The sequence below is a fragment of the Streptodolium elevatio genome (assembly GCF_053592165.1).
On sequence record NZ_JBSFVE010000003.1, the window covers coordinates 123,026 to 136,707 of the forward strand.

General features: G+C 71.5%; 12 protein-coding genes. 4 read left to right on the forward strand and 8 right to left on the reverse strand.

From position 1 onward, the window contains the following. Nucleotides 1-54 precede the first annotated feature (54 nt). From ACWD12_RS08130 to ACWD12_RS08145, 4 genes are read right to left on the reverse strand one after another with little or no spacing between them, the layout of a single operon-like run. Nucleotides 55-1,128 carry an NAD(P)H-dependent flavin oxidoreductase gene (locus ACWD12_RS08130; protein WP_358357856.1) on the reverse strand — a complete coding sequence of 358 codons (1,074 nt, stop codon included), beginning with the start codon at nucleotides 1,126-1,128 and terminating at the stop codon, nucleotides 55-57. Next, nucleotides 1,125-1,904 (reverse strand): CoA-transferase subunit beta, encoded by a 780-nt coding sequence (locus ACWD12_RS08135; protein WP_450098851.1) that lies wholly within the window; start codon nucleotides 1,902-1,904, stop codon nucleotides 1,125-1,127. The genes ACWD12_RS08130 and ACWD12_RS08135 overlap by 4 nt, the downstream gene beginning before the upstream one ends. Next, on the reverse strand, nucleotides 1,901-2,791 hold the full coding sequence (locus tag ACWD12_RS08140; protein ID WP_358357851.1) for a CoA transferase subunit A: 891 nt from the start codon (nucleotides 2,789-2,791) through the stop codon (nucleotides 1,901-1,903). Before ACWD12_RS08140 ends, ACWD12_RS08135 begins: the two co-directional genes overlap by 4 nt. 17 nt (nucleotides 2,792-2,808) lie before the next feature. Then, nucleotides 2,809-3,567, reverse strand: coding sequence for an enoyl-CoA hydratase family protein (locus ACWD12_RS08145; protein ID WP_358357848.1), 759 nt, complete (start codon nucleotides 3,565-3,567; stop codon nucleotides 2,809-2,811). A 267-nt stretch (nucleotides 3,568-3,834) separates the two neighbouring features. Between ACWD12_RS08145 and ACWD12_RS08150 the strand changes: the two genes are divergently transcribed. Together ACWD12_RS08150 and ACWD12_RS08155 are read left to right on the forward strand one after the other, a co-directional pair. After that, entirely contained in the window at nucleotides 3,835-4,656 is an 822-nt protein-coding gene (locus tag ACWD12_RS08150; RefSeq protein WP_450098852.1) for an SDR family oxidoreductase, read from the forward strand. A 4-nt stretch (nucleotides 4,657-4,660) separates the two neighbouring features. Beyond that, a complete protein-coding gene (locus tag ACWD12_RS08155) occupies nucleotides 4,661-5,308 on the forward strand; it encodes a TetR/AcrR family transcriptional regulator (protein WP_358357842.1) in 648 nt (215 codons plus the stop codon). A gap of 200 nt (nucleotides 5,309-5,508) precedes the next feature. Here ACWD12_RS08155 and ACWD12_RS08160 read toward each other — a convergent pair whose 3' ends face one another. The 3 genes from ACWD12_RS08160 to ACWD12_RS08170 form a co-directional block, all read right to left on the reverse strand. Beyond that, on the reverse strand, nucleotides 5,509-6,726 hold the full coding sequence (locus tag ACWD12_RS08160) for a hypothetical protein (RefSeq protein ID WP_450098853.1): 1,218 nt from the start codon (nucleotides 6,724-6,726) through the stop codon (nucleotides 5,509-5,511). A gap of 279 nt (nucleotides 6,727-7,005) precedes the next feature. Then, nucleotides 7,006-8,631, reverse strand: coding sequence for a sigma-70 family RNA polymerase sigma factor (locus ACWD12_RS08165; protein ID WP_450098854.1), 1,626 nt, complete (start codon nucleotides 8,629-8,631; stop codon nucleotides 7,006-7,008). A 141-nt stretch (nucleotides 8,632-8,772) separates the two neighbouring features. Next, entirely contained in the window at nucleotides 8,773-9,696 is a 924-nt protein-coding gene (locus tag ACWD12_RS08170; protein WP_450098855.1) for a CAP domain-containing protein, read from the reverse strand. Between the two features lie 301 nt (nucleotides 9,697-9,997). Here ACWD12_RS08170 and ACWD12_RS08175 point away from each other — a divergent pair, with 301 nt between their 5' ends. Beyond that, entirely contained in the window at nucleotides 9,998-10,603 is a 606-nt protein-coding gene (locus ACWD12_RS08175; RefSeq protein ID WP_450098856.1) for a Uma2 family endonuclease, read from the forward strand. Nucleotides 10,604-10,611: 8 nt separating this feature from the next. Here the strand turns inward: ACWD12_RS08175 and ACWD12_RS08180 are convergent, their stop codons facing one another. After that, nucleotides 10,612-11,769: an acyl-CoA dehydrogenase family protein gene (locus ACWD12_RS08180; protein WP_450098857.1), complete on the reverse strand. Its 1,158-nt coding sequence runs from the start codon at nucleotides 11,767-11,769 to the stop codon at nucleotides 10,612-10,614. A 189-nt stretch (nucleotides 11,770-11,958) separates the two neighbouring features. Here ACWD12_RS08180 and ACWD12_RS08185 point away from each other — a divergent pair, with 189 nt between their 5' ends. Continuing rightward, a complete protein-coding gene (locus ACWD12_RS08185) occupies nucleotides 11,959-13,512 on the forward strand; it encodes a class I adenylate-forming enzyme family protein (protein WP_450098858.1) in 1,554 nt (517 codons plus the stop codon). Nucleotides 13,513-13,682 lie beyond the last annotated feature (170 nt).

The window sequence follows — 13,682 nt, forward strand, 5'->3', positions numbered from 1 at the left end:
GGCCCGTACCGGGGTCGGTACGGGCCCTCGTCATGCGCGCAAAGTTGTGCGCGTTCAGCCCTCCAGCTCGCGCAGGATCTCGCTCGCCTGCACGGTGATGCGCTCGATGAGCTCCTGGCAGCTCGGCAGGTCCTCGATGACGCCGACGACCTGGCCGGAGGCCATGACGCCGAGGTCGGGACGCCCGTCCACCATCGCCGCCTTGAGCAGCATCGGGGTGTTGGCGGCCATGAGCACCTGCGGCCACGACAGGCCCTGGGACTTCTTCATGGCCAGGCCCTCGCGGACCATGTCCTTCAGCGGCGTGCGCGAAAGCTTCTGGAACTTCAGCGCGTTGGAGATCGCCCGCGGGTAGCGGGCGACGACCGAGCGCTGTTCCAGCCGCTTCACGAAGTCGGTCGCCAGCACGCGGTGCGGTACGCCGTCGACCTCCTTCGACACGACCGTCCCGTTGACGTCCGTCGCGAGGTAGACCTCCTTGACCGCGAGGCCCACCGGGCTGTCGCTGGTCAGCAGGAAGCGCGTACCCATGGCGATGGCGTCCGCGCCGTAGGCCAGGGCCGCGACCAGGCCCCGTCCGTCGAAGAAGCCGCCGGCCGCGATGACGGTGACGTCGGTGCCCTTGAGCACGTCGGTGACCTGCGGCAGCAGCAGCGTGGTCGGGATGGAGCCGGTGTGGCCGCCACCCTCGCCGCCCTGCACGATGACGCCGTCGACGCCCCACTCGGCGACCTTCTGCGCGTGCCGCTTGGCACCGATCGACGGCACCACCAGCATGCCGAGGTCGTGCGCGCGCTTGATGAGGTCCTTCTTGGGCGCCTGCGCGAACGACGCGACCTTGATGCCCTCGCGGCCCATCAGTTCGATGCGGTCGGCGGCATCCGGCGAGTCGGCCCGCAGGTTGACCGCGAACGGCTTGTCCGTGGCCTTCTTGACCTGCGCGATGGCGGCGACGAGTTCGTCGTACGTCATCGTCGCCGACGCCAGGATGCCCAGTCCGCCCGCCTCGGCGGTGGCCGCGACGAGCTTGGGGTACGACACGTACCCCATGCCCGTCTGCACGATCGGGTAGCGGACGCCGAACTTCTCGGTGAACCCGTTCTTCAGCGCGGGGTGCAGCGCGGTCATGCCGGGACCTCGCGCAGGCGCATGCCGCGCGGGTCGATGACCTCGCGGATCAGGCGCAGTTCGTCGTCGCTCGGCAGGCGCGTCTCGGGGACGTCGGCCGGGACGATCAGCTCGAAGCCGGTGTTGGCGACGATCTCGTCGACCGTGGCCCCCGGGTGCACCGACGCGAGGCGCATGGTGGCCGGGGCGCCGTCCACCGACTCGAAGTCGAGGACGCCGAGGTTGGTGACGACGCGCCGCACCTCGTGGAAGCGCGCGGCCTTGCCGACCTGGGCGGCCCGGTCGTACCCGATGCACGACACCATGTCGACGGCCGCCGTCAGCACGCGTGCGGAGTGCTTGGGGATCCAGTAGCTCGTGGTGTGGTTGATCGTGTTGCCCGGCCCGCCGCGCGAACCCAGCACCTGGCGCTTGGGCTTGGACCAGTCGCCGATCGCCGAGATGTTGGCGTTGCCGTGCGCGTCGATCTGCACCGGGCCCATCATGACGTGGCGGCGCCCGGAGGCGAGCACGTCGAGGACCTGGCGGTACGGGATCCAGCCGACGGCCGCGAACTCGTCGGGCCTGGCGCCGAGTCGGTGGGTGCCCTCGAAGAACAGCGACTCGCCGTTGGAGAGCACGAGGTCGGGCTCGAAGGTCGCGCGGGCGAGGCGGGCGCCGATCGTCGGGACGGTGCCCATCGGCGAGCCGATGATCTCGCCGTCGCCGCGGAAGCACTCGGCGACCGCGACGACGCAGATGTCCGCGCGCGTGATGTCGGTCAGCGTGTCCGTCACTTCGCACCCTCTTTCGCAATCAACGCAGCCTCACGGAACTTCGCGACCTCGGCCTGGTACGCGGCCTCGTCGGCGACCTTGAGGAAGCGCTCCTCGAACGCGGCCCACTGCTCGGGGTCGCCCGCCGCGGTGACGTACGCCTTCTGGAACGCCTCGTCGCGGCCGTACTCCGGCGGGCACTCGGTGAAGTGCGCGCCGTTGGGGGTCTCGACGACGCCGGCGGTCATGTAGCGGTGCAGGACCAGCGTGTGGAAGCAGCCGGCCTCCTTGAGCAGGTCCTCGCTGGGGACGACGCGCTCGGCGGAGACGTACGCCTTCTCGGCGGCCAGGCAGAACAGGTCGTCCATGAACTGGTCCGGCCCGGTCAGCGCGGCGTTGCCCTTCTCGTCCGCGACGTTGGCGTGCACGAGCGCGACGTCGAGGTTCAGGGCGGGCATCGCGACCAGTTCCTCGCCGTCCTCGTAGGGGGACGCGACGGTCTTCAGGTGCGGCGAGACCTTGAGGATGTCCGAACCCAGGCCCGCGCGGGTGGGCAGGAACGGCAGGCGGTACGCGGCGGCGCGCAGGCCGCTGAGGAACATGCCCTCGTCGTACTCGACGGCCTCCACGAGCCCGTTCTCGCGCACGTGGCGGAAGTTGGGCTCCAGCGGGATCGAGTCGAGCGACACGAAGGCGTACACGAGCTTCTTGGCCTTGCCGGCGCGCGCGAGCAGGCCGACGTCCGGACCGCCGTACGAGACGATCGTGAGGTCCTTGAGGTCGGACCGCAGGATGGCGCGGACCAGGGCCATCGGCTTGCGCCGCGAGCCCCAGCCGCCGATGCCGACGGTCATGCCGTCGGAGAGCTGGGCGACGACCTCGTCGGGCGTCATGCGCTTGTCAGCCACGTGGGTTTTCCTCTCCCCTACTTCGTGGTGTCCGCGTCGCGGCCCTCGACGAACGCGTCGCGCAGTTCGTCGGAGACGCCGGTCAGGTTCAGTTCGAAGGTGAAGCCCTGCTCGTAGCGGTACGAGCGCTTCACGTCGACCGGGTCGATGCCGTTGAGCGAGGCCTTCGCGGCGCGGATGACCGTCGGGGACTTCGCGGCGATGTTGCGCGCCACCTCGAAGGCGGTCTCCACGAGCTTGTCGCGGTCGACCAGCTTGTAGACCGAGCCGTACGCGTGCAGCTCGGACGCCGGGGCGTTCTCGCTCGTGTACACCATCTGCCGCATGCGGTGCTGCGGCACCAGGCGGGCCAGGTGGGTGGCCGCACCGAGCGCGCCGCGGTCGACCTCGGGGAGGCCGAAGAACGCGTCGTGGCTCGCGACGATGATGTCCGCGTTGCCGACCAGGCCGATGCCGCCGCCGACGCAGAAGCCGTGCACGGCCGCGATGACCGGGACCTCGCAGTCGTAGACCGCGGCGAACGCCTCGTAGCAGCCCTTGTTGGCGCCGACGAGCGCATCGTGGCCGGTGGTGTTCTGCATCTCCTTGATGTCGACGCCGGCGTTGAAGCCGCGTCCTTCGGCGCGGAGCACGACGGCCCGCACCTGCGGGTCGCGGCTCGCGGCGCGCATCTTGTCGGCGAGCTCGAACCAGCCGGCGACGTCGAGGGCGTTGACCGGGGGTGCGTCGAGCACCACCTCGGCGATGCCTTCGCGCACCTCGTAGCGGATAGCCATGGCAATCGGATCCATTCGGCCGCGTTGTCCGACCGGAGGTGACGGCACCTGTACCGGCTGCCCCTGACGAGGCATCATGTCCGGTCTGTCCTGGTTCGCCGGGGAGTCCGACTACCCAGAGTGTGGTACATCACCATCCGATCTGACTGATCGTCAGATTTCTGCCACCATAGTTGACTCTCGACGGACCGCGCCAGACGGGGCGGCCGTGGCCGACGACACCCCGCTCCACCTTCATTCCGCCTCATTCCGTTGTGGGAGACCGCCATGACATCAGCCGCCAACCCCCTGGACCTCACCGGTCGTGTCGTCCTCGTGACCGGGGGCGGCAAAGGCATCGGGAAGGCCATCACCGAGCGCTTCCTGACGGCGGGCGCCGACGTGGTGGTCTGCTCGCGGTCCGAGCCGGAGGAACTGCCGAGCGCGGGCGGGCGTACCGCGGTGTACCACCCGGCCGACGTGCGCGACCCCGACACCGCGTTCGCGACCGTCGCGTTCATCGAGGAGCGGTTCGGCCGCCTCGACGTGCTCGTCAACAACGCGGGCGGCGCGCCCTTCACGGACGCCGCCACCGCCTCGCCGCGCTTCTCGAAGGCGATCATCGAGCTGAACCTGCTCGGCCCGCTCTATTTCGCCCAGGCGGCACACCGCCTGATGGTGACTCAGGCCGGATTGAACGGTGCGCCGGGCGGCGGCTCGATCGTCAATATCAGCAGTGTGAGCGGCGTGCGCCCCTCCCCCGGAACCGCCGCCTATGGCGCGGCCAAAGCGGGCATGAACTCGCTGACCAAAACGCTCGCGGTCGAATGGGCCCCGAAGATCCGGATGAACTCGATCATCGTCGGCCTGGTCAGGACCGAGCAGGCCCACCTGCACTACGGCGACGACGAGGGCATCGCGGCGGTCGGTGCGACGATTCCGCTCGGCCGAATGGCTGAACCTGACGACGTGGCAGATGCCTGTCTTTTCCTCGCGTCGCCGATGGCCGGATACGTCAGCGGAGCAGAAATCCTGCTGCACGGCGGCGGAGAAATGCCCGCCTACCTCCGCGCCGCGAACAGCGAGTCCGATCATGCGCCCGTAAACTGACGGCATGACAGGACAAGTTCGCACCGTCGACGGCCGCGTCGCCGGGCGACGCGGCCAGGCGACCCGGCAGAAATTGCTGGACTGCCTGCGCGAGATGCTCGACACGTCGCCGTACCGGGACGTCAAGGTCATCGACGTCGCCCGGATGGCAGGCACCTCGCCGGCCACCTTCTACCAGTACTTCCAGGACGTCGAGAGCGCGATCCTCGAGATCGCGAACGACATGGCCAAGGACGGCCAGCGCCTCAAGGCGCTGACCGAGGACCAGGGCTGGACCGGCAAGGGCGGGTACGCCGCCGCCGAGGCCCTGGTCGACGGCTTCCTGGAGTTCTGGCGGGAGTACGAGCCGATCCTCCGCGTCGTGGACCTGGCGTCCGCCGAGGGCGACAAGCGGTTCTACAAGGTCCGGCAGTCCATCCTCACCGCGGTGACCACCGGCCTCACCGAGGCCATCGAAGAGGTCCAGGCCAAGGGCAAGACGGGCGACGAGGTCGCTCCGAACGCCATGGCCGGCACGCTCGTCGCCATGCTGGCGGCCGTCTCCGGCCACCAGAAGGGCTTCGAGACCTGGAAGATCAAGATGAAGGACGTGCGTCCCGCACTGTCCACGCTCGTCTTCATGGGTATCACCGGCAAGAAGCCGCCGCGCTGACGCCCCGCCCCGGTCGGCTCCCCTCCAAAGGGAGCACCCTCCGACCGGGGCGAAGCCACAGCCCCCGGCCCGAGAGTTCGGCGCAGCGGTTCGGCAGAGTTCTTCGAGCGGACGTACGCACAGGTACGTCCGCTACTTGCGCGCGCCCGCGAACCGGCACAGCGGTGCCGGTTCACTCGCCCCGGCTCACTCCCCCGGGGTCACGCCGCGACCGCCGACGCCGTGCGTACGAGTTCCGGCAGGGTGCCCGCGAAGTCGCCGAGCAGGTTGAGTGCGACCACCCACGCGTCGGCGCTGCCGCCGAGTGCGGGCCGGGTCAGCTCCGCGACCGCGAGCACCACGCCGCGGTCGAGTCCGATGTCGGGCTCGTCGTCGTAGGCCCGCGCCTCAAGGAGGCTGAGCGCGACCGCCACGGGGTCGCCTTCGCGCAGGAGCGTGCGGACGTTCAGCCGGCCCGCCGTGTAGTCGCGGCCCACCCGGGCGGCGGCGGAGTCGTCGGCCAGGCGGTCGAGCCCGTCCGGCCCTCCGTCGCGCACCGCGTGTGCGGGCCCCGCGGTGGACGCGAGAGCGCCGGCCGATCCGAGCGGAGGGAGCACCTCCGGGCACCCGATCTGGCGGGCGAGCGCGGCCCGGACGAAATCCGGCAGCGGTTCGCGGCGCTGGACATCGAGGACGAACTCCCAGTCGACCGGGTCGCGCGGGGCGTGCAGTTGGGCGACCGCCTCGTCCACCGACCGGCACCGGCGCAGGCGTTCCAGGAGCACCGGAAGACTGCTCTCGTACGCCAGTGCGCGGCCCAGGCTCGCCGGGGCGAACGGGTCGGCCAGCGCGTCGCGCACCGGCGCCGACAGGTCGCCGCGCACCAGGTCGCGGACGTCGCGCAGCGCCCGCCACGCCGGTTCGCGCCCGACGGTCCACAGCAGGCCCAGGCACCCGCGCAGCACGACCGCCGGGCAGAGCGGCAGGAACTCGCTGTCGACCATGCGCAACACCGCGGAGAGGACCTTCGGGTCCTCCGACTCGACCGCGACCGAAGCACGCCGGACCATGTCCAGCCGCATGGCGTCGTTGCGGGCGAAGCCGCCGGGCAGTACGTCGGCGTCCGGGACGAACGGCAGGACGCGCAGCATCGCCTCGCGGGGTGCGGACGGGTTGCCGAACAGCCCGGCGGCCAACTGGGGTTCGTCCGGCGTCGCGGCGAGCGCCGCGAGGTCGTCCGGGGAGACGGCGGGATTCTCGGCCAGCACCGCGCGGTCCTCGGCGGTGCCGTGCGCGAGGGCGTACGCGACGAGCCCGGGGGCGGCTCCGTCGTCGAGCAGGTCGTCGCGTACCTCGGCGGTCAGCCGCGTGAGGATCGGCAGGTGCAGCTCGGCCGGGGCCGAAGCCAGCAGCAGCGCATGCGGGTTCGTGAGGCTCACGGCATCGCCCCGCCATCGGGGGCCGCGTCGCGCGGGAGGCCGAAGGAGGTCACGCCCTTATGGAACCACCGGTTCGCCCGGTCAGGGAGAAGTGATCGTACGGGCGGAGGCGAGGAGTTCGGGAACGGTGCCGGTGAAGTCGCGGAGGAGGGACGCGCGACGGCCCACGCCCCAGTGTCGGTGTCGGTGTCGGTGTCGAGCGACCGGGCCGGCGGCTGGACGTCGGCGGGGGCGGAGTCGACGAGCAGCGCGTACGGGTTCACGGCTCCCTTGGCTTGATCACATGGGGGCGGCGAGAACCTGGGTCCAGAGCATGCCGCGCGGTCCGGAGGCGGTGCCCACACCCATCTGGGTCAGGTCGCAGTCGAGCATGTTCTTCCGGTGGACACTGCTGTCCATCCAGGTCGTGACGGCAGAAGGGGCGGCGGTCGGGCCCTGGTGCAGGTTCTCCGCCCACGCCGACCAGCGGTATCCGGCGGCGGTGATGCGGTCGCCCGGGCCCGTGCCGTCGGGTGCCTGGTGGTCGAAGTAGCGGCGGGCGGCCATGTCCTGGGCGTGCTTCTGGGCCGCGCTGTGCAGCTTGGGGTCGAGCCGCACCGGACCGCAACCGGCCTTCGCGCGCTCGACGTTCACCAGGTCGAGGACCTGCTGTTCGAGGCTGGGCGCGGAACGCGTCGGACTCGGCGGCGGCGGGGCGGACGTCGCCGGCGGCGGCGCGGCCGCACTCGGCTCCGCCGACGGCGGCGGTGTGGGGGCCGGTGCGGGGACGGAGGCGGGCGGAGCCGGGACGGACGCCGGGGCGGCGGCGCCGGGTGACCCTCCGTCAGGACGCAGCAACAGCACGGCGAGGACGGCCAGCACCGCGACCACCGCGGTGCCGAGGGTCAGCGGCCCGAGGTGGGAAGTGAGGGCGGAGGGACCGGAGGCATCCGGCGGCGTTGTCCCGGTGGGCTCGCTCCCGGCCCCCGGGACATGCGCCTGCGCCGCGTCACCGGCTGCGGACGGATCCGCCGCCGGGTCGACCGCTGCCGAGCCCGGATCGTTCTGCGGGACGCCGGTGCCGTCCACGGCGTTCGCACTCTCATTCGCACTCGCACTCGCGGGGTCGAGGGGCGGCGCGTCCCCCGCGGCGGCGTGCCCGTACGGCATCGGCACCACCAACGGCACGCCCGCCAGCAGGCGTTCGGCGGGCACCAGGCCCTTCCCGTACGCGGCGCAGGTGTCGCACTCGCGCACATGCCGGGCGATCCGCTTGCGCCACAGGCCGGACGGCTTGCCGTCCCAGGCCGTCAGCACATCCTCCAGTTCGGCGCAGCGCGGGTCCGCCGCGAGCGCGCGTACGACCCCACGCGCGATCTCCAGCTGCGCCTTCATCCGCTGCACGCGTACGGCCGCGTGCTGCGCGCTCAGGCCCAGGGACTCGGCGAGTTCGGCGCGGGTGAGGTCGCCCGCCGCCTCCAGCCACCACAGGGCCAGGAGCGACCGGTCGTCCTCGTCGAGCCACCGGGTCGCCTCCGCGACCTCGCGCCGCTGCCCGGACAGACCGAGGCGCAGGATGGTCACGCCCACGAAGTCGGCGTGCGGGTCCGGGACCTCGCGGGCCGCGTCCAGATCCGCGACGGCCTGCTTCTCGCGCGCGGCGGCGCGGTCGCGCACCTGGTTCATCGCGATGGCCACGAGCCAGGAGCGGAAGCGCGCGGGGTCGCGCAGGTCGCCGAGCCCGTCGACGACGCGCAGCAGCGTCTCCTGCACGACGTCGTCGACGTCGGCGTGGCCGTCGAGTGCGCGTCCGACCACGTTGTAGACGAGGGGAAGGCACGCGGTGATCAGTGCGTCGCGGGCTTCGATGTCGCCCGCCCGGGCGGCGGCGGCCAGCGCCGTCACGTCGGGTATCTGCGCGCGCATCTGCCTTCCTACCTGTCCTTTCCGGCGCCGCCGCGGCTCCGGGGTCCCCGGAGGCAGCCCAGCCAACAGCAATTCGGGAGCCCCGTCATCTCGCGCGGCCGCCGGTCTCCCGTAGGGGACGCCCGGCGACCCGGGCCGGGGTCAGCGCGATGCCGCGAAGTTCTGCGTCCACCACGGACCGCCCGACGCGATGTGCACGCCGACGCCGAGGTCCTTGAAGCTGCAGTTCAGGATGTTCGCGCGGTGGCCGGGGCTGTTCATCCACGCTTCCATGACCGACTCGGGGGTCTGCTGGCCGCGGGCGATGTTCTCGCCCCAGGTGCTCCACGAGTACCCGGCGGCGGTGATGCGGTCGCCGGCGCTGCGGCCGTCCTGCCCGGTGTGCGAGAAGTAGTCGCGCGCCGCCATGTCCTGGCTGTGGCCGAGGGCGGCGGCCTTGAGCTCCGGGTCCTCGGACAGCGGGCCGCAGCCGTTCTTCGCACGCTCGACGTTGGCGAGGCGTACGACCTCGCTCGCGTACTGGTCGGCCTTGCTGCCGCTCGGCGCCGCGGTGCTCGGCGGACGCGTCGACGACGGCGGACGCGAGGGCGCGGTGGTCGAGGGCTTCGCACTCGTCGGCGGCTTCGACGCCGAGGGGGACGGACTCGACGGGGCGGAGGACGGCGGCGGGGACGCCGCCGGGGGCCCGGACGAGGAAGTGGACGCGGGGCCCGGCCCGGCGGAGCCGGACCCCGCGTCAGGACCGGGGACCGGGCGCGCGCCGTCCTCGCCGGCGGCGAACCTGCCGGGATCGGCGGCCGGGTCCCCGGAAGCGTCGGTCGCGGATATTCGCGGAGAGGTCGGGGTGTCGCCCGCGGTGTCGCGCCCGGCTCCCCCGCCGCCCGACCCGTTCAGCACGCCGACGACCACGGCGGCGGCCACCACGAGCGCGGCGACGAGCGCGAAAGGTCCGCTGCGGCGTGGCTTGCGGCGGTGTCCCCCGGCCCGCCGCCGACTGTGCCGCGAGCCACCGGCCTTGTGCCGCCCTCCCCGCGAAGACCCCGCAGCCCCAGACCTGTTGCCCACGCGCCGCCCTCTCCCGATCCGTACACCCCGCAGCGGGGCCGACACTAAAGGAGACGCATTCAAGCCACCGGGATAACAGGAATCTGACCGGCCCCGTCCACCCCCGGCAACCCGGTCCCCCCGACCCGCGCGGACCCCCACGGGTGGCGCGAGGAACGAGCGCAGCAACGTCGGGAGCGACGGTCCGGACTACTTGCTACTGGGCCATTCGGGTGAACCCTTGGTGATCCGCCACACCGGCATGGCCGTTCGGCCATTCTCGTGCGCGAAAGGTATCCCCGCATACTCTGAGGGGAGTGACATGACTCTGGTTGCGGAGGAGGCGGCCGTGGCGGCCGACACCGACATGGAGCGCCCCGACATGCAGGCGGTCTTCGACAGCATCGATCCGCCCGAGGGTTTCCGGGTGGAGCTGATCGGGGGAGCGATCGTCATGTCACCGACGCCAGTGGGCTCGCACGGAGGTCTGCTGCAAGACCTCTACGAGGCTTTCCTGCGCGAGAACCGGCCGCAGGACACCCGGGTGCCGTTCTCGCCGGTGACCATCCTCCTGCCGAACGCACCGGACAAGGAAAGCTACGTGCCGGACATGTGCGTAATCGACCGTGCGGCTGTGGACACCCACTCGGAGTGGAAGTTCCCAGCCGATGTGGTGCACCTCGTGGTCGAGGTGGTCTCCGCCGGCCGGGAGAGCCAGGTCAACGACCGTCTCGTCAAGCCGGGTGGCTACGCTTCGGGGCCCGTCCCGCTGTACCTGCTCATCGACCCGCTCCGCCGGGAGGTCACGTTGTTCTCCGATCCGAAGAACAACGCGTACCAGACGTCGACCAAGGTCAAATACGGTGACGAGATCTCGTTTCCCGAGCCGTTCAAGGGCGTCCTCGACACCGCGATCTTCGACTGGTAGTCCTGCGGTCAGATCCCCGCGAGGGCGGCGATGCGTTCCCGCTGGTGGGTGCGGTCGCCGAAGAGCAGGGCGGATGTGGTGGCGCGCTTGAGGTAGAGGTGCGCGTCGTGCTCCCACGTGAACCCGACGCCGCCGTGGAGCTGGATGGTCTCCTCCGCGATCGCGCGGTACGCGGCCGTGGCCGTGGTCATGGCGAGCGGTGCCATCACCGGGAGTTCGCCCGCGCCAGGGGCGTCGGGGTCGACGTCCAGGCCCGCGGCCTCCGCCTCGGTGGCGGCCCACGCGGCGTAGTACAGCGCCGAACGGGACGTCTCCAACTGCACGTACATGTCCGCGCAGCGGTGCTTCAGGGCCTGGAAGGATCCGATCGCGCGGCCGAACTGCACGCGGATCTTGGAGTATTCGACGGTCATGTCGAGGCACCGGCCCGCCCCGCCGACCGACTCCGCGGCGACCGCGATCTCGGTGAGTTGGCGTACCCGCTCCAGGACGGCCGCGGTGTCGGCGCCCGGGGTGCCGAGCAGGCGCGCGGGGGTGTTGTCGAAGTCCAGGCGGGCCTGGTGGCGGGTCTGGTCGAGCACCGGGAGCTGAGTGCGCGTCAGGCCGGCCGCGTCGCCGGCCACGGCGAACAGGGCCACCTGGCCGTCGAGCCGGGCCGCGACCAGGACGAGGTCGGCGGCCACGCCGTCGAGGACATGGGTCTTGACGCCGTCGAGGCGGTGTTCGCCGGACGGGGTCGCGGTCGCGGTGAGGGAGACCTCGGAGACGTCGCGGCTGCCCGGCTCGGCCACGGCGAGGGTCGCCAGGGTCGTGCCCTCGGCGATGCCCGGCAGGATCTCGGCGCACGCGGCCTCGTCGCCGCTGTGCAGTACGGCCGACGCGGCCATGACGCTCGACGCCAGGAACGGCGACGGGAAGAGCGTGCGGCCCATCTCCTCCAGGGCGATGACGACCTCGGCGAAGGTGAGCCCGACGCCGCCGTACTCCTCGGGGATGCCGAGGCCGGCCAAGCCGGTCTGCCCGCAAAGGCGGCGCCACACCTTGGGGTCGAAGCCGTGTTCGGTGACCATCGCGGCACGGACCGCCGGGGAGTCGCTCTGCTTGTCGAGTGCGTCTCGGAGAGCCCTGCGGATCTCCTGCTGCTCCTCGCTGAACTCGACGTCCATTGCCCTGCTCCCTGACGATTCCGGACTACGTGATGCGACCGGCCCCATTGCCGGTGCTGCGGCCCGCCCTCCAGTATCTGACACACCGTCATATCATGCGAACATCGCCTTCATCACACCTCGGACCCGTGGTGCGCGAACCCATTTCCATGCTGTCCTCGAAGGGGAAGCCTGGCAGGAGGAGTCCTGATGACCGTTGTCGCCGCAGTGCTGCGGGACGCCGCCCGACGCTTTCCCGAGCGCAGGGCCCTGGTCCAGGGCGATATCGCCTTCACTTATGCGGGCCTGGACGCGCTGACCGATCAGGTCGCGGCCGGGCTCGCCGAGCGCGGCGTACGGTCGGGGGACCTCGCCGCGTTGGTGCTGCCCTCGGGACCGGAGTACGTGGTGGCGTACCTGGCTCTGGCGCGCCTCGGCGCGGTGACGACGGGGGTCGGCCCCCGCTACACCGCCGACGAACGGGCCCGCGTGCTCGCGCAGGCGAAGCCGGAGCTGGTCGTCGCGACCGAAGAACTGGCCGAAGGCGTCCCGTCGGGGCCCGAGGTGCTGCTCTGCGAGCCCGCCAAGCGCGCGTACGACGTGCTCGCGGACCTGCGCGTCGACGCGATCCCGCCGACGCCGCGCGTCAGCGGCGCCGACGACCCGGACCTGCCCGAGACGGTCGTCTTCACGTCGGGCACCACCGGCACGCCCAAGGGCGCGCTGTTCACGTCGCGGCAGATCGCCGCGATCACCGAGATGGACACCGGCGGCCGGTGGGGCGAGGGCGGACCGCAGCTCGTCGCGACCGGTCTGCCGCACGTCGGGTTCATGGCGAAGCTCGCCGGATACCTCAAGCTCGGCGCGACCATGCACGTGCTCGGCCGCTGGCGGGCCGAGGACGCGCTGCGCATCGTCGCGCGCGAGCGGATCCCCTACATCGGCGGCGTCGCGGCGCAGGTGTCGCTGCTGCTGCGCCGCCCGGAGTTCGATTCGTACGACTTCTCCTGCGTCAAGGGCCTGATCGTCGGGGCGGGGCCGTCCCCCGCGCCCGTCGTGCGCGAGGCGCGCGAGCGCTTCGGGGCCGGCTACTCGATCCGGTACTCCATGACCGAGTCGGGCGGCCTGGGCACGCTGACCTCGTTCGACGCACCGGACGAGGAGGCCCTGCACACGGTCGGGAGGCCGCGGCCCGGTACCGAGCTGGAGATCCGCGATCCGGAGACCGGCAAGGCGCTGGAGCGGGGCGAGGCCGGCCAGATCTGCCTGCGGGCGGCGTCCGTGATGGCCGGGTACTGGCGGAACCCCGAGGACACCGTGAAGGCGCTGGACGCCCAGGGCTGGCTGCGCACCGGTGACCTGGGCCTGATCGACGACCGGGGATGCCTCCGGATCACCGGCCGCATCTCGGACATGTACATCCGCGGCGGCTACAACGTCTTCCCCCTGGAAGTCGAGTCCGTCCTGCTCGCCCATCCCGGCGTCGCCTCCGTCGCGGTCACCCCGCGGCCGAGCGACGTGATGGGCGAGATCGGGGTGGCGGTCGTGGTGCCGAGGGCGGACGCCCCGACCCCGACGCTCGAGGAGCTCCGCGCGTTCGCGGCGCCGAGACTGGCGGCGTACAAGCTCCCCGAGGCGCTGCGGATCGTGGACGAGCTGCCGCTCACCGGAATGGACAAAGTGGACCGCAAGGCGCTCGCCGACCGGGAGCGGTCGGACCGGGCCGGGGGTCGGCGGTACTCCGTACCTGAAACAGCCGTTTGAGTGCCGTGGGGACGGCCGAACACGCTGCGTGACCGTTCGACGAAACAACCGCTACTCAGGGGAGACCCCCATTGACCGGCGGCTTCATCGAAAAATATTGACCAAGTCACCAGAAATCCCCATGATCGGACAGATATGCGCGACCACGGGGTGATGAGACGGTAGACAGT